21 protein-coding genes are annotated in these 22,530 nt (G+C 65.6%); 12 read left to right on the top strand and 9 right to left on the bottom strand.

The window, feature by feature from the left end; genetic code table 11:
- Positions 1–51 precede the first annotated feature (51 nt).
- The 3 genes from ccsB to ACSVDO_RS03265 all read right to left on the bottom strand — a co-directional run bounded on the left by ccsB (position 52) and on the right by ACSVDO_RS03265 (position 4,369).
- Positions 52–1,398 (bottom strand): c-type cytochrome biogenesis protein CcsB, encoded by a 1,347-nt coding sequence (gene ccsB / locus ACSVDO_RS03275; protein WP_332534546.1) that lies wholly within the window; start codon positions 1,396–1,398, stop codon positions 52–54.
- Positions 1,395–3,572 carry a cytochrome c biogenesis protein ResB gene (locus ACSVDO_RS03270; RefSeq protein ID WP_489594883.1) on the bottom strand — a complete coding sequence of 726 codons (2,178 nt, stop codon included), beginning with the start codon at positions 3,570–3,572 and terminating at the stop codon, positions 1,395–1,397. The genes ccsB and ACSVDO_RS03270 overlap by 4 nt, the downstream gene beginning before the upstream one ends.
- Before the next feature lie 155 nt (positions 3,573–3,727).
- Complete coding sequence (locus tag ACSVDO_RS03265; protein ID WP_489594882.1) at positions 3,728–4,369, bottom strand: c-type cytochrome; 642 nt, start codon at positions 4,367–4,369, stop codon at positions 3,728–3,730.
- 72 nt (positions 4,370–4,441) lie between these two features.
- Between ACSVDO_RS03265 and yihA the strand changes: the two genes are divergently transcribed.
- Positions 4,442–5,194 carry a ribosome biogenesis GTP-binding protein YihA/YsxC gene (gene yihA, locus ACSVDO_RS03260; protein ID WP_332534552.1) on the top strand — a complete coding sequence of 251 codons (753 nt, stop codon included), beginning with the start codon at positions 4,442–4,444 and terminating at the stop codon, positions 5,192–5,194.
- A 48-nt stretch (positions 5,195–5,242) separates the two neighbouring features.
- The gene (locus ACSVDO_RS03255) at positions 5,243–6,175 is read left to right on the top strand and encodes an alpha/beta hydrolase (RefSeq protein ID WP_332547986.1); all 933 of its coding nucleotides are present in this window, start codon (positions 5,243–5,245) and stop codon (positions 6,173–6,175) included.
- A 5-nt stretch (positions 6,176–6,180) separates the two neighbouring features.
- On the opposite strand, the gene ACSVDO_RS03250 is transcribed toward ACSVDO_RS03255, so the two are convergent.
- Positions 6,181–7,050 carry a lysophospholipid acyltransferase family protein gene (locus ACSVDO_RS03250; RefSeq protein WP_332534556.1) on the bottom strand — a complete coding sequence of 290 codons (870 nt, stop codon included), beginning with the start codon at positions 7,048–7,050 and terminating at the stop codon, positions 6,181–6,183.
- On the bottom strand, positions 7,047–7,904 hold the full coding sequence (locus ACSVDO_RS03245; RefSeq protein ID WP_489594880.1) for a lysophospholipid acyltransferase family protein: 858 nt from the start codon (positions 7,902–7,904) through the stop codon (positions 7,047–7,049). Before ACSVDO_RS03245 ends, ACSVDO_RS03250 begins: the two co-directional genes overlap by 4 nt.
- Positions 7,905–8,032: 128 nt before the next feature.
- On the opposite strand from ACSVDO_RS03245, the gene metK reads away from it, so the two are divergent.
- From metK to ACSVDO_RS03200, 9 genes are all read left to right on the top strand, one after another.
- Positions 8,033–9,217 carry a methionine adenosyltransferase gene (gene metK, locus ACSVDO_RS03240; protein ID WP_332534560.1) on the top strand — a complete coding sequence of 395 codons (1,185 nt, stop codon included), beginning with the start codon at positions 8,033–8,035 and terminating at the stop codon, positions 9,215–9,217.
- 195 nt (positions 9,218–9,412) lie between these two features.
- Positions 9,413–9,598, top strand: a complete 186-nt coding sequence (locus tag ACSVDO_RS03235; RefSeq protein ID WP_159910842.1) for a DUF1328 domain-containing protein — start codon at positions 9,413–9,415, stop codon at positions 9,596–9,598.
- Between the two features lie 79 nt (positions 9,599–9,677).
- On the top strand, positions 9,678–10,526 hold the full coding sequence (locus ACSVDO_RS03230; protein WP_489594879.1) for a cysteine hydrolase family protein: 849 nt from the start codon (positions 9,678–9,680) through the stop codon (positions 10,524–10,526).
- 16 nt (positions 10,527–10,542) lie between these two features.
- Complete coding sequence (pncB, locus tag ACSVDO_RS03225; RefSeq protein WP_489594878.1) at positions 10,543–11,748, top strand: nicotinate phosphoribosyltransferase; 1,206 nt, start codon at positions 10,543–10,545, stop codon at positions 11,746–11,748.
- Between the two features lie 15 nt (positions 11,749–11,763).
- Complete coding sequence (locus ACSVDO_RS03220; protein ID WP_489594877.1) at positions 11,764–13,464, top strand: NAD+ synthase; 1,701 nt, start codon at positions 11,764–11,766, stop codon at positions 13,462–13,464.
- A gap of 72 nt (positions 13,465–13,536) precedes the next feature.
- Positions 13,537–14,619, top strand: coding sequence for a bifunctional nicotinamide-nucleotide adenylyltransferase/Nudix hydroxylase (locus ACSVDO_RS03215; protein WP_489594876.1), 1,083 nt, complete (start codon positions 13,537–13,539; stop codon positions 14,617–14,619).
- Between the two features lie 10 nt (positions 14,620–14,629).
- Positions 14,630–15,118, top strand: a complete 489-nt coding sequence (locus tag ACSVDO_RS03210; protein WP_332534569.1) for a GNAT family N-acetyltransferase — start codon at positions 14,630–14,632, stop codon at positions 15,116–15,118.
- A gap of 195 nt (positions 15,119–15,313) precedes the next feature.
- A complete protein-coding gene (locus ACSVDO_RS03205) occupies positions 15,314–15,499 on the top strand; it encodes a hypothetical protein (protein WP_332534570.1) in 186 nt (61 codons plus the stop codon).
- A 104-nt stretch (positions 15,500–15,603) separates the two neighbouring features.
- Positions 15,604–16,335 (top strand): glutamine amidotransferase, encoded by a 732-nt coding sequence (locus tag ACSVDO_RS03200; protein ID WP_489594875.1) that lies wholly within the window; start codon positions 15,604–15,606, stop codon positions 16,333–16,335.
- On the opposite strand, the gene hglS is transcribed toward ACSVDO_RS03200, so the two are convergent.
- The 3 genes from hglS to ACSVDO_RS03185 are packed head-to-tail and all read right to left on the bottom strand — an operon-like array spanning position 16,311 to position 20,143.
- A complete protein-coding gene (hglS, locus tag ACSVDO_RS03195) occupies positions 16,311–17,693 on the bottom strand; it encodes a 2-oxoadipate dioxygenase/decarboxylase HglS (RefSeq protein WP_489594874.1) in 1,383 nt (460 codons plus the stop codon). The two genes, ACSVDO_RS03200 and hglS, sit on opposite strands and share 25 nt — an antisense overlap.
- A 24-nt stretch (positions 17,694–17,717) precedes the next feature.
- Positions 17,718–19,154: an FAD-binding oxidoreductase gene (locus ACSVDO_RS03190; RefSeq protein ID WP_489594873.1), complete on the bottom strand. Its 1,437-nt coding sequence runs from the start codon at positions 19,152–19,154 to the stop codon at positions 17,718–17,720.
- Complete coding sequence (locus ACSVDO_RS03185; RefSeq protein ID WP_489594872.1) at positions 19,151–20,143, bottom strand: Bug family tripartite tricarboxylate transporter substrate binding protein; 993 nt, start codon at positions 20,141–20,143, stop codon at positions 19,151–19,153. The genes ACSVDO_RS03190 and ACSVDO_RS03185 overlap by 4 nt, the downstream gene beginning before the upstream one ends.
- A 192-nt stretch (positions 20,144–20,335) precedes the next feature.
- Here ACSVDO_RS03185 and ACSVDO_RS03180 point away from each other — a divergent pair, with 192 nt between their 5' ends.
- Positions 20,336–21,250 carry a LysR family transcriptional regulator gene (locus tag ACSVDO_RS03180; protein WP_489594871.1) on the top strand — a complete coding sequence of 305 codons (915 nt, stop codon included), beginning with the start codon at positions 20,336–20,338 and terminating at the stop codon, positions 21,248–21,250.
- Positions 21,251–21,263: 13 nt separating this feature from the next.
- On the opposite strand, the gene ACSVDO_RS03175 is transcribed toward ACSVDO_RS03180, so the two are convergent.
- The gene (locus tag ACSVDO_RS03175) at positions 21,264–22,523 is read right to left on the bottom strand and encodes a PepSY-associated TM helix domain-containing protein (RefSeq protein WP_489594870.1); all 1,260 of its coding nucleotides are present in this window, start codon (positions 22,521–22,523) and stop codon (positions 21,264–21,266) included.
- Positions 22,524–22,530 lie beyond the last annotated feature (7 nt).

Raw genomic sequence — 22,530 nt, 5'->3', positions numbered from 1 at the left:
CTCCACCGAAGGTTGAGAGGGGGAAGCGCCGAAGGCGCTCAGGGGGTGTCTTTACAATTCGCCGTAGCTGTGCAGCCCGCTGAGGAACATGTTGACGCCCAGGAAGGCAAACGTGGTCACGCCCAGGCCGGTCAGCGCCCACCAGGCCGACACCGTGCCGCGCAGGCCCTTGACCAGGCGCATGTGCAGCCAGGCCGCGTAGTTGAGCCAGACGATCAGCGCCCAGGTTTCCTTCGGGTCCCAGCTCCAGTAGCCGCCCCAGGCTTCGGCGGCCCACAGCGCGCCCAGCACGGTGGCGATGGTGAAGAACGCAAAGCCCACGGCAATCGACTTGTACATCACGTCGTCGAGGATCTCGAACGACGGCAGGCGCGCGGCGATGTGCTTGCGCGCCAGCAGGATGCCGGCGACGATCAGCGCCGAGATGCCGAAATACACAGTCCAGTAGCTGCCGCCGTTCTCGGTCGCGCCCTGGCGGAACACGATGGGCTCGAAGCACAGCACGATGCCCAGCAGCCACAGCGGCGCGAGCTTGTACCAGCGGGTCTCGCCGGCCTGCTGCTTGATCAGATAGGCGAAAGCGACCATGGCCGCGAGCGCGAACGTGCCGTAGCCGATGAAGTTGGCGGGCACATGCAGCTTCATCCACCAGCTCTTGAGCGCCGGCACCAGCGGCTGGATTTCATGCGCTTCGCGCACCAGCGTGTACCAGAGCAGAAAGCCCACGGCCGCGCTGACCACCAGCATGACGAATGCGCCCAGCGCGCGGGTGTCGTAGTTTTCCTCGTAGTAGAGGTAGAAAGTCGCTGTCATCCAGCAGAACATCACGAACACTTCGTAGAGATTGCTGACCGGAATGTGGCCGATGTCGGCACCCAGCAGATAGCTTTCGTACCAGCGCACCATGGTGCCGATCAGCGCCATCGCGACCGCCACCCAGGCGATGCGCGAGCCCAGCAGCGACATGGTCCGGCCCTCGTTGCGCGAGAACATGCCTATCCAGTAGAAGATGGTGCTCATGAAGAACAGCATGCTCATCCAGAGGATGGCCGACTGGCTCGACAGGAAATATTTGAGGCCGAACACTGCGTCGGCGCGCGCCAGATCGCCCGCGCCATCCACCTGGTACAGACTCAATGCGAGCAGCGAGAAGCCGGCGACGGCCAGCACCAGCACGCGCAGCGGACGCCAGAACCAGCACAGCCAGATCAGCGCAGGAATGGTGCCCAGCAGAATGGCCTTCTCATAGACATCCATATAGGCCGCGTAGCGCTGCAGCGCGAACAGCCCGCCGGCCGTGACAATCACGGCGAACAGCCAGTCGAACCAGTTGCGGCGCGAAAAATACCCCGAATGCAGGGTGATGGTCTCGGAGGGGTCGGTCGTTGCGGTCGTCATTCAGAAGCTCCCGGGCGGCGCGCAATCGGCTGGGCCCCAATGAGTTTTTCGGTCAGCATGGCGAAGTCCTTGTCACCTTCCATGGTCTGGCGGTTGGTGGAAAGGGCCACGGTGGCGTGGCTGCTGCCCTCGCCGGCGGGGGCCAGCCAGATCCACAGGCGTCGATCACGCACGTAGAGCATGGCAAAGATCCCCAGAATCAGGAACAGGCAACCCAGATAGACTACGTTCTTGCCGGGTCCGCGTGTGACCTGGAAAACGCTGGCTTGCACATGCGTGAAATCGTCGAGCATGAACGTCATGGGCGCGGGGTAGAACTGGGCGTCGCTCAGCGAGAACACCGCCTGCGTCATGAACGCCAGCGTCTGCGCGTCGTTTTCCATGGGCTTGAGGCCGTTCTTCTCGCGCAGCGACTGCGCCATCTCGAACAGCACGCCGTTGAGAATGCGCACCAGCACTTCGCTGGCGCGCGAGCGCTCGGCTTCGGGAACGTTCTGCTCCATGAAGCGCGCAATCGCCTGCAGGCCGCCGACCTTCTCGCCCGCGTCGTCGGTCGTGCCCGCATACATTTCGAGCGCGCGCAGCGCCGACTGCATCAGCGGCTCGCGCAGATCGGGGCGCGACGCATCGACCGCCGTCGCCACATAGCGGCGCGCGGCCTGCTCGCGCAGCGCCGGATCGGCCAGCGCCACGCGCAGGCGCAGGAACGTGTCCATCGAGCTTTCGGCGTCGGCCGGAACGCGCAGGAAACGGAAGGCATCGACCGGGTTGTCGCGCACGCCCAGCAGGAACACCGGGTTGCCGTCGCCGGTGTCGACCGGCATCATGTAGTTCTGGTATTCGCGCGCCTGGCCCGAGGCATCGCGCAGCTTGTAGCCAATGCTGGGGCCGATGTTGCGCAGCTCTTTTTCGGTCGTGGTCTTGTGGCCCGCACCCAGGCGCGCGTCTATCGCCGACTTGAGATCGACCTTGCGCACATCGGTGGCCGAGGCCAGCGCGCCCGCGCCCTTTGCAGCACCGAAGTTCTCGACGTTGATGGTGCGCAGCGCCGTGTATTCGAGCGTCAGCGTGTCGTCGGCATTGCCGCGGCCTGCACCCGCGCGCGTGAATTCGCTGGTGCCGCCGATCACGCCTTCGACCATGAACGGCTTGCCCGTGCCGTCCATGGGCACGGCGCGCATCTTGACCGCCGAGCCGCCGTCATCGAAGCTCGACTGGTAGATTTCCACGCCCTTGTAATGCGCGGGATGGTTGACTTCGATGCGCTGCGCCGTCTGCTCGCCCGTATGCTTGTCGTGAATGATCACTTCGCTGGCAAACAGCTTGGGCATGCCGGTCGAGTAGTACTCGACGATGAATTTCTTGAGTTCCACCGCGAAAGGCAGCTCCTGCAGCAGCACGCCATCCGACTGGTTCAGGATGGCAGTGCTCGACTGCGTGCCTTCGGCGACCATCAGGTTGCCGCGGAAAGTGGGGTTGCGCTCCGACAGACGATGTTCGGGCGCGACATCCGATACCCGGCCGCCGCCCGTGTAGGGCGTCTTGTCGCCGAACAGCATCTGCGCGCGCACGATCAGGTCGCCGTCAAAAAGCCCGCCCAGGCAGATCAGCACGATGGCGCTGTGCGCCGCAATGTAGCCCAGCTTGTGCGCCGCGCCGGCCTTCGCCGCGACCATCCAGCCCTGGCCTGCGGCGGTATCGCGCGGCTGCAGCTTGACTTTCCAGCCGCCCGTGACCAGCAGCTTGCCCAGGCGCTGGGCCGCTTCCTGCGGGTTGCCGCGCACGTCGGCCTGGGCGCGGTGGCGAAAGGCTTCGAGGCTTTTTTCGCGGATGTTTTCCTTGTACGTGCGCAGGTCGGCCAGGTACTTTGGCGCATTGCGCGCCACGCACAGGCTGGTGCTGACCACCAGAAACGCCAGGATCAGCAGAAACCACCAGGCGCTGTAGACCGCGTTGAGCTTGAGCGCGAGAAACAGCTGCGCCCAGAACGGACCGAACTGGTTCACATAGTTGACGGCGGGCTCGTGCTGCTTGAGCACCGTGCCGATCACCGAAGCGATGCAGATCACCGTGAGCAAGGCAATCGCAAAGCGCATCGACGACAGCAGCTCAACGGTCGCGCGCCGAGCCTGTGAGCCGAAGGAAGAAGTCGCGCGGGAAGAGGTATCTGACATGGAGGAAATAACGCAAAGCCCGAAAGCAAAAAAGCGGGGCCACCTCAGCAAAGGATGGACCCGCCCATTGGGGTTTGTGATTGGCGTTTGGTTCCCTGCGCTGGAGTGAAACCGTTCAGCGCCTGGCCAACAACCCGCTGAAACCGTTCAACGCATCAACGCAGGCCGGCGATGTAATCCGCAACCGCCTTGATTTCACGGTCGTTGAGCTTGGCCGCCACCTGGGTCATGGGCAGGCTGTTGCCGCGCTTGCCGTCCCGAAACTCTACCAGTTGTTTAATAGTGTAGTCAGCGTGCTGGCCGGCCAGGCGCGGGTACTGCACAGGCAGACCGGCGCCGTTGGGGCTGTGGCAGCCGACGCAGGCCGCGATATTGCGCTCCTGGATGCCGCCGCGGAAGATGCGCTCGCCCAGCATGACCAGTTCCTTGTCCTTGGCAAAACCGCCCTTGGACTTTTGCGTTGCGAGCCAGCCCGCAATGTTCTTCATTTCCTGGTCGGACAGCATGGAGGCGAAACCCTGCATCACGGCGTCCTTGCGGACGCCGCTTTTGAAGTCCTGCAGTTGCTTGACGAGATACTCGGGATGCTGCTGCGCCAGCACAGGATTAGCCACAATGGTCGAGTTGCCATCCGCTGCGTGGCATGCTACGCATACTTCAGAATACCTTGCGGCTCCTTGCGCAAGATCAAGCTTGGCGCTTGCCTGCGGCGCCGCAGGCTTTTCTCCTGCCGCAACGGCCGGGAGAATTGGTGCTGCCAGAAAGGCAGCCATCAGCATAGAGGCGAGCAACTTCATATCGAGGGTCTGTTGTTAGGTGCACTGAACCGCACAATTCTACAATGAGGCTCCAAAGCATAGATACCCCCCATGACGAACTCATCTCCCGCACCGGCTGCGGGCAAGCCTTCTCCCGTTATCGATGGCAAGCTCGCCATGGGTTGGATGCACACTGCGCGCTTTCTGACCACCGCCGCGCAACTGCACCACCTGCCTGCTATCGACGTCCCGGAAATCGCCTTTGTCGGCCGCTCCAACGCCGGTAAGTCCACCTGCATCAACACGTTGACGCAGCAAAAGCAGCTGGCTTTCGCATCCAAGAAACCTGGCCGCACGCAGCACATCAACCTGTTCTCGCTGGGACGCCAAGGCGTCACCGATGCGGTGCTGGCCGATCTGCCGGGCTACGGCTATGCCGCAGTGTCGCGCTCGGACAAGATACGCTGGCAACAGGTGATGGTCAACTACCTGATTACCCGCAGCAGCCTCACCGGCATCGTGCTGTTGTGCGATCCGCGCCTGGGCCTGACCGAACTCGACGAGGCGCTGCTCGAAGCCGTGCGCCCACGTGTGGAAGACGGAATGAAGTTCCTGATCCTGCTGACCAAGGCCGACAAGCTCACGCGCGCCGAGCAGAGCAAGGCGCTGTCCATCGCGCGCCTGCAGGCCGGCGGCGGCGAGGCAATGTTGTTCTCGGCACTCAAGAAACAGGGTGTGGACGATGTGGCTCAGCTACTATGGCGTTGGTCGCATCCGGAAGTGCCCGCCACGGCGCCGGACGAAGCCACGCCCGCAGCGCCGTCCACCGCGTCGGACAGCGCTGACGAACCCCAGGCCAACTAGCTTCCAGCAGGTTCAGCCAAGGCTGGAGGCTACCGAGAGAGTAGCTCCATGATCCAGACTTGCGACCATGTCCTGCCCCACGGCACCACCCTGCGCTGCCGCACCGCGGGCACGCCGGGCCGGCCGGTGCTGCTGTTCCTCCACGGCTTTCCCGAAGGCGCATTCATCTGGGATGCGCTGCTGGCGCATTTCTCGGCGCCTGAAAACGGCGGCTTTCGCTGCGTCGCGCCGAATCTGCGCGGCTTCGGCAAGTCGAGCAGCCCGACCGAAGTCACGGCCTACCACGCACGCCATCTGGTGCAGGACATCCGCGCACTGATTGCCTTGGAAAGCCCCGATGCCCCGCTGGCCTGCCTGGTCGCCCACGACTGGGGCGGCGCGCTGGCCTGGAGCGTGGCCAGCCAGCATCCGGACAGCATGGAACGCCTCATGGTGCTCAACGCCCCCCACGCGGGGGCGTTTTTGCGCGAGCTGCGCGAACAGGAAGAGCAACGCCAGGCCAGCGATTACATGCGCTTTCTGCGCCGCGCCGACGCGCCCGCGCTGCTCGCCGAGCACGACTACCGGCGCGCGTTCGGCTTTTTCGCCCAACCCGATGGCCGGCTGCCCGCCTGGCTCACGCCCGCGCTGCAGGCCCGCTACCGCAAGCATTGGTCGCGCGGCATGCAGGGCGCCTGCCATTACTACGGTGCCAGCCCGCTCTATCCGCCGGCACCGGGCGAGCCCGACCATCTCGCACACCTGCAACTGCCCGATTCCGCACTGCGCGTCGATGTGCCCACGCTGGTGCTGTGGGGCATGAGCGACCCGGCGCTGCGCCCGGGACTTCTGGACGGGCTGGAAGAATGGGTGCCGCGGCTGCAGATCCAGCACCTGCGCAACACCTCGCACTGGGTGGTGCACGAACGCCCGGCGCGCGTGATCGACGAGCTCGAGCATTTCGTGCAGCAGCAGTTCGACGAGCACCGCCTTGCGGCGTAGAAACGCTAGCTGTACAGCGAAGGCTCGCCCTCGGGCCGGGTCTTGAAGCGCTTGTGGACCCAGTAGTACTGCTCGGGCATGGTGTCTATCCACTTCTCGAGCTCGCGATTCATGCGCGCGGTGTCGGCGACTGCATCCGCGGTCGGAAAGTCTTCCCAGGCCGGCGTGATCTGCGCCACATAGCCTTCGGGCGTGAGCCGCGTATACATGCCTATGACCTTGGCCCGGCCCAGGCGCGCAAAGCGCGACAGCGAGGGGATGGTCGCGGCCGTGACGCCGTAGAACGGCACGAACACCGAGTCGTTCTTGCCGAAATCCATGTCGGGCAGCAGATACAGCAGCCCGCCCTGGCGCAGGCTCGAGATGATGGGCTTGACGCCGTCGGCGCGGTTGAGCATGCGCACGTCGCCAAAGCGCTGGCGCCCGCCCATGAACCAGTCGTCTATGGTCGGATTGGGATGGGTCGAAAAGATCGAGGTGAACGCGCGCGTGGTGTTGAGCGGCAGCGTGAGCCCGCCCGCGTCCATGCTGTAGAAATGCGGCGCGAAGACGATGGTCGGCGTATCGCCTTCGAGTTCATGCAGCGCGCCTTCGAGCTTCACGCGCGAGCGCACCACGGCCTCGGGCGCCGACCAGAGCCAGCCCCGGTCCAGCCAGGTCTGGCAGAACACCACGAAATTGCGCCGGGCCAGCGCCTGGCGCTCGGCAAGCGATAGATGCGGAAAACAGAGCTCCAGATTGCGCAAGGCGATCTTGCGCCGCGGTACGGCGACCACGAACAGCACGCGGCCCAGCAGCCAGCCGAGCGCGCGCAGCCAGCGCAGCGGCAGACGCCCCAGCGCGCCCATCAGCCAGACACCGAAGCGCGCGCTCATGGAGCCACCTGCGCGGCGGCGGACTGCTCGGCCCGGGGTTTCTTGTAGCGTGCATAGCCCCAGAGGTATTGCGACGGGCATTGGCGAATGGTCTGCTCCATGGCCTGGTTGAGCTGCAGCACAGCGGTCTCCAACGAATCTGACAAAGGCAAGGGCAACTCCTCAAAATACAGCGTATAGCCGCGGCCCCAGGACTTGCGCTCGCAGCGGGCGATGATCACGCTGGCACCGGTCTGCTGCACCAGCCGCGCCGCCAGGGTCATGGTGTAGGCGTCACGGCCGAAAAACGGCGACCACAGGCCCTGTCCATCAGGCGGCACCTGGTCGGGCAGCAGGCCTACGGCTTCGCCACGGCGCAACGCCTTGATCATCTGGCGCACGCCCGCCAGCGCGGTCGGCACGGCCTGCACGCCGGGCCGGTTGCGCGCGGTTTCCATCACCTGGGCCAGCCAGGCCTGGCGCGCGGGCCGGTAAAGAATGGTGATGGGGCCGCGCTCGGCGCTCCAGCGGCGCGCCGCGGCCTGCACCGACAGCTCGAAGCAGCCCAGATGCGGCGTGAGGAAAACCAGACCGCGGCCCCTGGCCCAGGCCTGCTCCACGCGCTCGGGCTCGACCATTTCGCAGGCCGGGGGTTCGGAGCGCAGCCACATGCGCGGCAGCTCGGCGACCATGCGGCCCGCATGGCCCACGGCAGCGCGCACATCGGCAAAGCGGTAGCCCGCCTGATGCACGTTCTGCAGGAAGCGCCGGCGGTAGGTGCCGGAAACCAGGAATACCAGCCACCCCAGGGCGGCACCGACACCATGCAAAAGCCATAAAGGCAGCAACGAGAACAAGTGGAACAGGCTTGGCATTAAAATAGAAAGGTCGCTGAGTTAAATGAGCAACTTGCAGGGCGACGTAAAAAAATTCTGCTAAAGCGTTCGCCGGGCTCCGTCAGCTTGGGCAACGCCTCAAATGCTGGAACACAGGAGTTTATTCAATGGCGAACGATTTTCTTTTCACTTCGGAATCTGTCTCTGAAGGACACCCCGACAAGGTGGCCGACCAGATCTCCGATGCGATCCTGGATGCCATTTTCACCCAAGACCCCCACTCGCGTGTGGCAGCCGAGACGCTGACCAACACCGGCCTGGTGGTTCTGGCGGGTGAAATCACCACCGGCGCGAATGTCGACTACATCCAGGTCGCGCGCGACACCATCAAGCGCATCGGCTACGACAACACCGAATACGGCATCGACTACAAGGGCTGCGCCGTGCTCGTGGCCTATGACAAGCAGAGCCAGGACATCGCCCAGGGCGTGGACAAGGCCAGCGACGACGAACTCAACACGGGCGCCGGCGACCAGGGCCTGATGTTCGGCTATGCCTGCGATGAAACGCCCGAGCTGATGCCCGCGCCCATCTATTACGCCCACCGTCTGGTCGAGCGCCAGGCGCAGCTGCGCAAGGACGGCCGCCTGCCGTTCCTGCGCCCCGACGCCAAGAGCCAGGTGACCATGCGCTATGTCGACGGCAAGCCGCACAGCATAGACACCGTGGTGCTGTCGACCCAGCACAGCCCCGACCAGTCGGAAACCGCGACCAAGATGAAGGCCAGCTTCACCGAAGCCATAATTGAGGAAATCATCAAGCCCGTGCTGCCCAACGAGTGGCTGCAGGACACCAAGTACCTGATCAACCCCACGGGCCGCTTCGTGGTCGGTGGCCCGCAAGGCGATTGCGGCCTGACCGGCCGCAAGATCATCGTCGACACCTACGGCGGCGCCTGCCCCCATGGCGGCGGTGCGTTCTCGGGCAAGGATCCAACCAAGGTCGACCGCTCGGCCGCCTACGCCGCGCGCTACGTGGCCAAGAACATCGTCGCCGCAGGGCTGGCGCGCCAGTGCCAGATCCAGGTCGCCTACGCGATCGGCGTCGCGCGCCCGATGAACATCACGGTCTACACCGAAGGCACGGGCGTGATTCCCGACGACCAGATCGCCAAGCTCGTGGCCGAACATTTCGACCTGCGTCCCAAGGGCATCATCCAGATGCTCGACCTGCTGCGCCCGATCTACAGCAAGACCGCGGCCTACGGCCACTTCGGCCGCGAAGAGCCCGAATTCACCTGGGAAAAGACCGACAAGGCCGCTTTGCTGCGCGCCGCTGCCGGCTTGCGTTAACTTGGACAACGGGCATTGTCCGTTCTAAGCCCCGAGGCCTGCCAGCGTGCAGGCCTTTTTCTTTGGCGGGCGACGCAGGTTTGTTCCTACGCCAGCAGCGCTGTCCGGCCCACAGCCGAGCCCGGTTGCAAACGCTAACGTAGCAACTGCTCGTCGGCGCATTGACCGACGCCCTCAGCTTCCAAGGAAAACACCATGCTCAAATACGCCATCATCTTCGCCGTCATCTCGCTGCTGGCCGGCGCCCTGGGCTTCACCGGCGTGGCCGCAGGCGCGGCAGGCATTGCCAAGCTGCTGTTCATCGTCTTCCTGGTGCTGGCCGTGATCTTCGTGGTGCTTGCCGTGCTGGGCGTGGGCGCGGCTCGCAAGGCGCTCAAGTAATCGCCGTCTCCCGCCGATTCGCCGCGCCGCTGCCCAGGTCAACGCGGCGGCGTGGCGACAGCGCGTCTACACTGGCTCCATGACGCGTTCCATCCAGCTGCTGGCCATAGACCCGCAGAATGACTTTTGCGATGTGCCCGCAGACTGGTGGCCTGTCCATCCGACGCGCGGCACAACTGCACCCAGCCTTCCCGTGGCCGGCGCCCATCGCCACATGCAGCGCCTCGCGCACTGGGTGCGCACGCAGGCCGCGCATATCGATGAAATCACGGTCACGCTCGACTCCCATCAGCGTTTCGACATCGCCCACCCCGTTTTCTGGCAGCAGGCCGATGGCCAGCCGGTCGCGCCCTTCACTGCCATTTCCGCACAGCAGGTGCGCAGCGCTGAATTCATTCCGCGCGAGCCCCTGCACCTCGCGCTCGCGCTGGCCTATCTCGATGCGCTTGAAAGCCAGGGCCGGCATACGCTGATCGTCTGGCCCGTGCACTGCGAAATCGGCAGCTGGGGCCATGGCCTGCATGCCGAACTGCTGGACGCCTGCGCGGCCTGGCAGATGCAGCGCCAGCGCGCGGTCTGCAGCGTGTTCAAGGGAATGAACCCCTGGACCGAACACTACAGCGCGCTGATGGCCGAAGTCGTCGACCCCACCGACCCGGGCACGGCGCTCAACAGCGTGCTGCTGGAACGCCTGGCCCGGGCCGACCTGCTGGTGATCGCGGGCGAAGCCAGCAGCCACTGCGTGCGCGCCACCGTCGAACACCTGGTGCAATACCTGCCCGAAGGTCATGCCCAGCGCCTGCTGCTGCTGACCGACTGCATGGGCCCGGTCGCGGGCTTCGAGTCGGCCGAGCAGGAGTTCTTCACCGCCATGCGCGCCCGAGGCGTGCAATTCGCCACCAGCGACACCCTGACATTGACCGACTGAACGCCCTGCCTGCACCATGCCGCCCATCATTTCCAGCCTGCTCGACACCGACCTCTACAAGTTCACCATGTGGCAGGCGATGCTGCACCGCCATCCGCAGACCCAGGCGCGCTATGAATTCGTCTGCCGCAACACGCCGGAGTACCCGCTGAGCGAGCTGTTGCCCGAAGTCGAACGCGAACTCGATGCGCTGTGCGCGCTGTCGTTTGCGCCGGACGAACTCGACTACATAGGCTCGCTGCGCTTCATCAAGAGCGACTTCATCGACTTCCTGCGCATCTTCCGCTTCCAGCGCGCGTTCATCGAAGCGCGCGCCGAAGGCGATACGCTGCAGATCGTCGCCCACGGCCCGCAGGTGCATGTGATGGGCTTCGAGATCTATGTGCTGGCCATCGTCAACGAGTTGTACTTCCGCCGCTTCGACGCCGCAGCCGCGCTGCGCGAAGGCCGCGTGCGGCTCACCCACAAGGTCGAGCAGCTCAAGGCGCTGGCCGGCGCGGCCCAGCGCCGCCATCCGTTCGAAATGTTCGACTTCGGCGTGCGCCGGCGTTTCTCGGGCGCCTGGCAGCGCGAAGTCGTGCAGCGCTTCGCGACCGAGACGCCGCAATGGTTCAAGGGCACGTCCAACGTGCTGCTGGCGCGCGACCTGCAGATCGTGCCCATAGGCACCATGGCCCATGAGTACATGCAAAGCTACCAGGCGCTGGGCGTGCGCCTGCGCGACTTCCAGAACGCCGCGCTCGAGGACTGGGTACAGGAATACCGCGGCGACCTGGGCATCGCCCTCACGGACACCGTGGGCATGAACGCTTTCCTGCACGACTTCGACCTGTACTTCGCCAAGCTGTTTGACGGCCTGCGCCATGACTCGGGCGACCCGTTTGCCTGGGGCGAGAAGGCGCTGGCCCACTACCAGCGCCTGCGCATAGACGCCCACAGCAAGCGCCTGGTGTTCTCCGACGGACTGAACCTCGACAGCGCGCTGCAGCTGTACCACCGCTTTGCCGACCGCATCCAGCTGGGCTTCGGCATAGGCACGCGCCTGACCAACGACATGGGACTGACGCCGCTGAACATCGTGATGAAGCTGACCCATGCCAACGGCCAGCCCGTGGCCAAGATTTCGGACAGCCCGGGCAAGACGCTGTGCACCGACGAGACCTATCTGGCCTATCTGCGCCAGGTGTTCGACATTCCCGACCCCGAGCCCCTTTCCCACTGACATCAAGGAGCTTCCATGCTGCGCATCACGCTGGCCCAACTCAATTACACCGTTGGCGACATCGCCGGCAACGTAGAGCGCATGCGTGCCGCCGCGCGCCAGGCCCATGCCGAGCAGGCCGACATGGTGGTGTTCAGCGAACTCTCGCTCAGCGGCTACTACCCCAGCGACCTGCTGGACGAGCCGACGTTCATGCAGCGCGTGCAGGAGGGCCTGGAAGCCCTGCGCAGCGCTTCGGCAGAGTATCCCGATCTGCACTGGGTGGTCGGCGCGCCGACGCGCGCCGCGGGCCCGGGCAAGCCGCTGCACAACAGCCTGCTGGTGCTGCAGGGCGGCAAGCTGCGCCTGCAGTACGACAAGCAGCTGCTGCCGACCTACAACATCTTTGACGAACGCCGGCATTTCGAGCCCGGCCCCGATGTGGCCAAGGTGTTGCGCATTGGCCAGTCGCAGGTCGGCTTCCTGATCTGCGAGGACGGCTGGAACGACAGCGGCGCCGACTACGCGACCAATCCTTTCCGGCGCATGGCCGATGCTGCGCCCGACCTGGTGGTCAGCATCAACGCCAGCCCCAGCCATCTGGGCAAGCGCGAGCAGCGCCACCAGGTCTTCAGCGCCGCGGCCAGCCGCCACGCGCTGCCGCTGCTCTACGTCAACCAGATCGGCGGCCAGGACCAGATCGTGTTTGACGGCGCTTCGTTTGCCGTCGAGCCCGAGCGCGGCGTGGTGCTGGAAGCGCCGCGCTTTTGCGAATGCGTGAACACGCTGGTCTTTGAAAACGGCCGTTTCGGCCGCGCCGATGGCGCCGCGCTGCCGGCCGTGCCGGCCCAAGGCCTGCCGACAATGGAGTTCTACCGCCAGCAGATCGTGCTGGGCCTGCGCGACTATGCGCGCCGCTGCGGCTTTTCCCAGGCCGTGGTCGGCAGCTCGGGCGGCATAGACAGCGCGCTGACGCTGGCGCTGGCGGTGGAGGCGCTGGGCGCGGAGAATGTCGTCGGCGTGACCATGCCTTCGGGCTTTTCCTCGGCGGGCTCGGTCGACGACTCGGTGGCGCTGTGCGCCAACCTGGGCATCACGCTGCACCAGCACCCGATAGGCGCACTCGTCGACGGCTACGCCCAGGGCTTTGCGCGCAGCTTCGGCCAGCCGCTGCAGGGTCTGCCGCTGGAGAATCTGCAGGCGCGCATCCGCGGCACCATCCTGATGGAGCATTCGAATGCCTTCGGCCACCTGCTGCTGACCACCGGCAACAAGTCCGAAGTCTCGGTCGGCTATTGCACGCTCTACGGCGACACCAACGGCGGCCTGGGGCTGCTGGGCGACATCTACAAGACCGAAGTCTTCGCGCTGTCGCGCCACATCAACGCGACGGCCGGACGCGAGCTGATTCCGCAGGTCATCATCGATAAGCCGCCGTCGGCCGAGCTCGCTCCCGACCAGAAGGACGAGGACAGCCTGCCGCCCTATGCCGTGCTCGATGAAATCCTCAAGCTGCTGATCGAAGGCGCGCACCTGCCCGGCCTCGAATACGCCAGCGCGCGCCAGTTCGTCGACGCGCTGCTGCTGCAGCCCGAAGGACCGGCGCTGGTCGACAAGGTGCAGCGCATGATCTACCGCAGCGAGTACAAGCGCCGCCAGGCGCCGCCCATACTGCGGGTGCGTCCGCGCGCGTTCGGCACGGGCCGCCAGATGCCTATCGCCGCACACTACCCCTGAAGCGCCGCGGCGCGCGCGTGTTTTTGGCCGAAAATGGCGGATTGCGGCGCGTCCGCACCCGAAGAGACAAGCATGGCCCTTTCCCCCGATACAGACCGTTCGCCGCCGCACACCGCCGTGCTGATCGGGCGTTTCCAGCCCTGGCACAACGGCCATATGGCGCTGCTGCAGGCGGCGCTGCAGCAGGCGCAGCAGGTGGTGGTGGTGCTGGGCAGCGCCCACCAGGCGCGCAGCCCCAAGAACCCGTTCACCTGGCAGGAGCGCGCGGCCATGGTGCAGGCCTGCCTGGCGCCGGCCGAGCGCGCGCGCGTGCACTGCATTCCCGTGCGTGACCATTACAACGAAGCGCGCTGGGTCGAAGCCGTGCGCAGCGGCGTGCAGGCGCTGGTGCCGCCGGGCGCCGCCGTGGCGCTGGTCGGTCACTTCAAGGACAGCAGCAGCAGCTACCTGCAGAGCTTTCCCGGCTGGCAGCTGCTGAGCCTGCCGCGACTGGGCGCGTTTGACGCCACGCCGCTGCGGGAAATTTACTGGAATGCGGACGCCGCACCGCGCGCCGAAGTGCTGGCGGCGCTCGCGCCGCAGGTGCCCGCGCCGGTGCTCGACTTCCTGCGGTCCTGGATGGACACGCCCGACTACAGCGCCATGCAGCTCGAAGCCGCGATGCTGCGCAAGTACCGCGAAGCCTGGGCCGGCGCGCCCTACCCGCCGGTGTTCGTCACCGTCGATGCGCTGCTGCTGTGCAACAGCCATCTGCTGCTGATAGAGCGCGGCCAGGCGCCGGGCAAGGGCCTGTGGGCGCTGCCCGGCGGCTTTGTCGAGCCGCGCGACAGCCTCTGGCAATCCTGCCTGCGCGAGTTGCGCGAGGAAACCGGCTGCGCGCTCGATGCCGCGACCCTGGAAGCCGCGCTGCAGGGCGTGCAGGTGTTCGACCACCCCGACCGCAGCCTGCGCGGGCGCACCATCACCCATGTGCATGTGTTCGATCTGGGCGAGCGTGCGCAGCTGCCGGCCGTGCAGGGCGACGACGACGCCGCGCTCGCGCGCTGGGTGCCGCTGGCGCAGCTGGCGCAGCTCGAAACCTGTTTCTTCGAAGACCATTTCCATGTGATCCAGCGCTGCCTGGAAAACACCTGCTCCGCCCCTTTGCCCCACTGATTCCGTAGACATGTCCGATTTGCTGATCCGCCCCGCCACCATTGCCGATACCGAACAGATCCTGCGCTTCATCCGCGATCTGGCGATCTATGAGAATGCCGAGCACGAAGTGCTGGCCACGCCCGAGCATGTGCACCGCACGCTGTTTTGCGCGCAGCCTGCGGTCTACGGCCTGATGTGCATGAACGGCGACCAGCCGCTGGGCTTTGCCGTGTATTTCTTCAACTATTCGACCTGGCAGGGCCGTCACGGCCTGTATCTCGAAGACCTCTATGTCTCGCCCGACAGCCGCGGCCAGGGCGCGGGCAAGGCCTTGCTGGCCCACCTCGCGCGCATCGCCGTCGAGCGCGACTGCGGGCGCTTCGAATGGAGCGTTCTCGACTGGAACGCGCCGTCTATCGCGTTCTACGACAGCCTGGGTGCCGAGCCGCAGAACGAATGGATACGCTACCGGCTCACTGGCCAGGCGCTGCAAAACCTGGCCTTGCAAGCGCAATAAAGCGCGTGCAACGGAAGCCGAACGCAAGCGTTCGACGCGCTTGATTCAACCCGAGGAAACACGGGTTTCAAACGCTAACCAAAAACCGCGCCGGGGGGGCGAAGTCCTACACCCAAGGGTTTTCCAGGGGGGCACCATGGAGTGGCGCTGATTGATTCGCAGTCAGCGGTTTTTTCACTTTTTGGAGATATGACTATGGTTCAGCAACACAACCAAGACAGCAACCAAAAGAATCAAAACCAGGCCAATCCTGCTGACAAGATGCAAAAGCAGCATGAACAGCAAAGCGGCCAAAACCAGCAGCCGGGCAGCAAGACCTCATCCACGGGGCAACAGCAGCAGTCCAATCCTTCTTCCAACAAACAGCAGCAGCAACGCTGACGCGCTCCTGGTTGAGCCGCAGGGCTGTTGACGCTCTGACAAAGGGTCCTGCGGGATCCTTTTTGTATTCCGACGCCGGGCATGGAACTTGCAAAATGCCTGCCATGACTACTGCTGACTTTTCACCCGAGCGCACCGCGGCGCTGTGGATTCTCAAGACCGGCAGCACGCTACCCGAACTGGTGCCTGCACAGGGCGACTTCGAAGACTGGGTGCGAACCGGCCTGGGCCCGCTGCAATGCCCGTTGCAGGTGCTGCAGGCAGATCAGGCCGCAGCGCCGCAATTTCATTGGCCGCACTGGTCGCAGGTCGCGGGCATTGTGATCACCGGCTCGCATGCGATGGTGACTGATGAGCTGCCCTGGATGCAGGCCTGCGCCGCCTGGCTGCGTGCCGCCGTCGACCGTGGCGTGCCCGTGCTGGGCATCTGCTTTGGCCACCAGCTGCTGGGCCATGCGCTGGGCGGCGTGGTCGGTCCCAATCCGCGGGGGCTGGAGCTGGGCACGGTGACGGTAGAAGCTACTCCGGCCGCCGCCGCCGATCCGCTGTGGCACGCGCTGCCGCCGGCCTTTGCCGCCAACGCCGTGCACTACCAGAGCGTGCTGCAGCCACCGCCCGGCGCCGTGCTGCTGGCGCGCAATGCCCATGAAGGCGTGCATGCGTTTCGCATGGGCGCGGCTTGCTGGGGCGTGCAGTTCCATCCGGAATTCAACGCCCAGGCCATGCAGGGCTACATCGCCCACCTCAAGAGCGCGCCCGCGCAGGCCGGGCCCACGCCCGACGCGGCCTCGCTGCTCGCGCGCTTTGCGGTTTATGCGGGCTGCAGCGCCTCATAGGCGCTGCGCACGGCATCGATGGATGCCTGCTGGCTTTGCGCATACAGCGCAATTTCGTCGGCTACCGGGGCTTGCAGCGCGGCCTCGAACAGTTCCTTGGCCGCATTCGCCGCATAGCTCTTCTGCTCGGCGCCGCCGAGATTCGACTGGAAGATGCCGGCTGCGCTCACGGGCAGGAAGTCTTCATAGATGATGGGGCGGGCTTGGACGATATGTTCGCGCAGCAGCGCTGCGAGATCGAAGCCCGCGCCGCTGGCCGCGGCCCGGGCCAAGGCCGCCGGGTCGCGCACGGCGTAACGGAAGAACGCCAGCTGCTGTTCGCGCATGGCTTCGAGGTCATCGGGAAATTCAGCGAACACTGCCGTGAGCCGGGCTTCATAGTCATTGCCCGTGCTACCCGCATTGCCCATGGAGCGCACCTGGCCCAGCAGGCGGTCGTAGAGCGCCCGGCCGGCGGCCGTGAGCGCCGCGCCGCGCTGCTCGATCTCGCCAAAGCGCGCAGTGTGCGCGCCGGCAGCGCCGTCGCCAGCGAACACGATGGCTTCTTCCAGCGCCTTGAAGCTGGTCTGGCGCAGCAGGATGGGGTGGCGGCGGCGCGGCGGGCCTTCGACCACATCCTTGGCGGCCACGCCGCGGCGCGGCATCTCGGCCTGGGCGGCGTCGATGTCCAGCGTGCGTGGCGTCAGATGGTTGATGTGCGGGCCCTTGAACGACACCACATCGGCGATCAGCCGGTGTGCCGCCAGCAGCCGCTGGTGGGTGTCATGGCTCACCGTGGCTTCGCTGTGCCAGCGGAAAGTCTGCGTGGCTTCGTGCACGAACTCGGCCGCCTGCTCGGCATCGAGCCCGCCCTCAAGCTCGCATTGCCGCGTCAGCTCCAGCGCACGCGGCGTGAAGATGCGGCGTTGGGCCAGGATTTCCTGGGCCTGGGCGCGCAGCGCGGGGTCGGCGATCAGCTCGAGGCGCAGCAGCGAGGTGAAGACGCGAAACGGGTTGATGCGCAGCGCAGCGTCGTCGACGGGGCGGAACGCCGTCGCATGCACGGGCACGCCGGCCACCGACAGATCGTAATAACCGACGGGGTGCATTCCCATCACGCGGAACACGCGCCGCATGGTCGCCAGTTCCTCAGGCGTTCCCAGGCGGATCGCACCATGGCGCTCGACGTCGATGCGGTCCAGTTCGCCCGCCTCCTGCAGCTGCTGGCGCAGTTCGGGGTTGCGCTCCAGCGTGGCGCGGTTGATGTCGGCGACCAGTTCGAGCAGGGTGCCGTATTGCGGCACTTCCTGGCGGTACATCGCCGACATGGATTGGGAAAACAGATCGCGGATCTGGTCGGAATTCACGAAAGAGGACATGGTGGTCGGAGAGTTCAAGGCAGTTCAGGCTTGCAGCACGCGGCCCGGGTTCAGGGTATTGAGAGGATCGAGCGCGTTCTTGATGGTGTGCATCAGCGCCAGCGCCGTTGCCGACTTGTGCTGGGGCAGCTTGTGCAGCTTGAGCTCGCCTATGCCGTGCTCGGCAGAGATCGAGCCGCGGTATTTGCTCACCGTGTCGTAGACGATGGCGCTGATCTGCTCTTCATGCCGGGCCACGAAAGCCTTGGCATCGACGCCCGCCGGCGACTGGATGTTGTAGTGCAGGTTGCCGTCGCCCAGATGGCCGAAGTTGACGAAACGTATGCCCTCGAAGGCCGCGGCCAGCGCGGCGTCGGCGTCGCGCACGAACTCGGGGATCAGCGAGATGGGAATCGAGATGTCGTGCTTGACGTTGAAGCCCTCTTCGACCTGTGCCAGCGTGATGCTTTCGCGGATATGCCACAGGTCATGTGCCTGGCGCATGTTCTCGGCAACGATGGCATCGGCGATCACGCCCTGCTCCAGCGCGGCTTCGAGCATGCGCTCGAACAGCCCGCGCGCATGCGCTTCGGACTCCGCATCCGAGACTTCGATCAGCACGCACCAGGGCGTCTGCTGCCACATCGGCACGCGCAGATGCGGGTAATGCTTGTCGACCAGGCCCAGCGCGAACTGGTTCATCACTTCGAAGCCCGTGAGGCCCGCAGCCAGATGCTGATGCGCCATGCCCAGCAGCTCGCAGGCATGTTCGAGCGAAGGCACGGCGACCCAGGCCGTGAGCTGGGCCGCGGGCTTGGGATACAGCCGCAGCGTCGCTGCCGTGATCACGCCCAGCGTGCCTTCGCTGCCCACATACAGGTCGCGCAGGTCGTAGCCGGTGTTGTCCTTGCGCAGGCCCGAGAGCCCGTCCCAGACTTCGCCCTGCGCCGTGACCACTTCCAGGCCCAGGCACAGTTCGCGCGCGTTGCCGTAGCGCACCACCTGGGTGCCGCCCGCATTGGTCGCCAGGTTGCCGCCTATGGTGCAGCTGCCTTCGGCGCCCAGGCTCAGCGGGAACAGAAAGCCGGCTTCATCAGCGGTTTCCTGCAGCGCCTGCAGCACGAAACCGGCCTCGACGGTGATCGTCATGTTCTGCGGGTCGATGGCACGCAGCGCGGCCATGCGGCGCAGGCTCAGCACCACCTGGCCGCCCGACGCGTCGGGCACCGAGCCCGCGACCAGGCCGGTGTTGCCGCCCTGGGGCACGATGGACACGCGCGCCGCCGCGCAGGCCTGCACGACCCGCGCGACTTCCCCGGTCGTGCCGGGACGCACCACGCACAGCGCCTGGCCCTTGGCGCGGCCGCGCCAATCCTGCTCGTAGCTGGCCAGGTCGTCGCCGGTCAGCACATGGCTGGCGCCGACGATGGCGGCCAGCGCAGGGATCAGTGCACTGGGCATTTCAGGAGGCTGTTGGCTCATTGTTTTTCCAGCTTGGCGGCCTGGATGATGCCGCCCCAGTGCTTGAACTCGCTGCGCGCGAAGTCACGGAACGCCGTGGAGCCCAGCTGGCGCGGCTCGCCGCCCAGGGCCGCGACGCGCGCCTTGAAGTCGGCACTGGCGGCCACCTTGAGCAGCGCGGCTTCGACCTTCTGCACGACGACCTTTGGCGTGCCCTTGGGCGCGAGCACGCCGTTCCAGGTCGCGGTGACGAACGCGGGGAAGCCGCTTTCCTTCATTGTGGGCACGTTGGGCAGCAGCGGCAGGCGCTCGGCCGAGGTCACGGCCAGCGCCTTGAGCCGGTTGCCCTGGATGAAAGGCAGCGCGGGCGTGATGTTCTCGAAGATCAGGTCGATCTGGCCGCCGATGAGATCGGTCAGCGCGGGCGCGCTGCCCTTGTACGGCACATGCACCAGATCGAGCTTGGCCGCGCTCTTGAACAGCTCGCCCGACAGATGCACGGTCGAGCCCGTTCCCGGCGAGCCGTAGCTCATGCCGGAGCGGCGCTCCTTCGCATGGGCCACGAGTTCGGCCACGGTCTTCACGGGCGTCTTGGTCTCGTTCACCACGAGCACGTTGGGAATGGAGGTGACCAGCGCGATGTACTCGAAATCGTCCAGCGTCTTCTCGCTCTGGTTCTTGTAGAGGCTGGGATTGATGGCCTGCGTGCCCGCGGTGCCGAACAGCAGCGTATAGCCGTCATTGGGCGAAGTCGCGACGCGGCTGGCGCCAATCGAGCCGTTCGCGCCCGCGATGTTTTCGACGATCACCGGCTGGCCCAGCGATTCCGTCAGACCCTGGGCCACCAGTCGCGCCACCACGTCGGTATTGCCGCCCGGAGCGAAAGGCACCACCAGCTTGATCGGCCGGCTGGGAAAGCTGTCGGCCATGGCCGCGGCGGGCAGCACCATGGCGGCGCCGAGCAGCGCGGCCGAACGCAGGAATTGTTTGCGCGAAATGATCTGGGGCACGGTATGTCTCTCTCGTTGTAATGAAGCTGCGGTCATCATCGGCAGCGGGGTTATTGACGTCAATCAATGGTTTGGAACCCAGGCATTCGAAAACGGAATGACTGGTTTCGATTGCGGACACCGCGTACGTAGATTCCCGTATGAGGCATTTGCCTAAAATGGAAATCCAAGGAAGCAGCATTCCCAAAAATCATGAATTCACGGAAATACCTCCCGCCCATGGGCCTGCTCGTGGCGTTCGAGGCCTGCGCGCGCCTGCAGAAATTCACCAGCGCCGCCCATGAGCTGAGCCTGACGCAAAGCGCGGTCAGCCGGCAGATCCGCGCGCTCGAGGACATCGTGGGCGTGGCGCTTTTCGTGCGCGAACGCCAGGCCGTGCGGCTCACGCCCGCAGGGGAGATCTATGCCGCAGAGATTCGCCAGTCGCTGCGCGACATAGGCAACTCGACGCTGCGCATCAAGGCCAGCCCGGGCACGGGCACGTTGACGCTGGCCATCCTGCCGACCATGGGTACGCGCTGGCTCGCGCCGCTGCTGCCCAGCTTCGTGCAGCGCAATCCCGGGGTGACGCTCAATCTGGTGACGCGGCTGGAACCGTTCAACATGGAGGCCCACGATGTGCATGCGGCCTTCCACTACGGCGCACCCGAATGGCCGCGCGCCGAACTCGATTTCCTGTTCGAGGAGACGATCTTCCCGGCCTGCTCCAGGGACCTGAAGGCGCGTTACCGGTTTGAATCCGCGCGGGATGTACTGCGTGCGCCGCTGCTGCATCTGGCCTCGCGGCCGCACGCCTGGACCCAGTGGTTCGAGTCGCAAGGCATTCAGGGCGCGAACGTGGGCGGCATCAGCATCGACCAATTCGCCACGGTCACTCAGGCGGCCTGCGCCGGTCTGGGCGTGGCGCTGCTGCCGGAATTCCTGTTCAGGGCGGAAGTCGAGCGTGGCGAGCTGGTGTCGGCGCTCGACGTGCGCAGTCGCAGCCAGGGCAACTACTACCTCGCCTGCGCCGCGTCCAAGGCCTGGTATCCACCGCTCAAGGCGTTTCGCCAATGGATAAAGGAGCAGACGGCTGCAGGCATGGAGCCCATGAAAAAACCGCCCTGAGGCGGTTTCTGTATCAGGCCGCGCTGGCGACCAGCGTGCGCGCCGTGGCCTTGCGCGCGCGCCGCTTGCGCTCCCAGATCACGATGCCGGTGACCGCCAGCATCACCACGAACACGCCCATGATGGACATCATGATGCGCCCCGTCAGGCCCAGGATGCGGCCCGAATGCAGCGGCAGCTGCAGCTGCACGAACACGTCGGCCGCCGAGCCATGCCAGGGCCGGTACATGCCCAGCACTGCGCCGTTGTCGGCGCTCACGTAGATGTTCGACAGGCCCATTCCCATGCCGCCCAGCTCGTCGGCCGGGTCGAAGAACGAGATGTTGTAGAACGGAAAGTCGCCGCCATACCAGATGCCGCCCGGCGGAAACTCGAAGCCCTGGCGCTGGCCTTCGGCGCGCGCGATGTCGATGGCCGCGGCAAACGAGATCTTCGGTTCGATGAAGCTGCCGAACGGCGCGGGCTTGATCGTCTCGTACGGACCAGGCGTGGTTTTGGAAATCTGGCTCATCACCGGATAGAAGACCTCGCGGTACAGGTTCAGCGAGAACGAAGTGAACGACACGACGATGATGATGGCCCAGACCCAGAGCCCGCCCGCGCGGTGCAGGTCGAAATTGAGCTTGTAGCCGCCCGCGCGCCAGCGCACTATCCACGACGGCTGCCAGCGTTTCCACCAGCTGCGTTGGGGTGCCGCGGCTGCGGGCGATTCACGGCGCGCGGCCAGGCGGCGCGGCAGCGTCAGATAGAGCGCAACAAAGCTGTCGATCAGCCACATCAGCGCGATCCCGCCCATGAGCCAGAAGCCCCAGCGGTCGCTGCCCCAGAACGCCGGCATGTGCAGGCTTTCATGCAGGTGGCGCAGCCAGGACATCAGGTTGCGCTTGCTCAGCGCAATGCTCTTGGAGTCGCGCTGGCCCGTGATCTTGGCCGTCACCGGGTCGACAAACACGTTGTTGTAGCCCAGCACATGGGCCCGGCCCGTTGCCGGGTCCTTCTTCGGCCGCACCAGGAAGGAGGCCGCATGGCCCTCTTCCAGCGCCAGCGTCATGTACGACACCTCGACGCGCGGGTCGCTGGCCTCTACGGCCGCGGCCAGGGCCAGCGGGTCCTGCAGCGCGCCGCGCCCCGGCGTGTGCATGATGTCGGCGTTGAGCCATTCGTCGATTTCATGGTCCCATGAAATCACCGCGCCGGTGGCGCCGGCAACGATCAGGAACAGCGCCACGGTCAGGCCCAGCCAGCGGTGGACCACGGTCCAGAACTCACGCATGCGGTGC

The organism is Comamonas sp. DB36 (assembly GCF_057914905.1).
The sequence above is the reverse complement of the archived record's forward strand: the minus strand, read 5'-3'. Positions and strand labels throughout refer to the sequence as shown.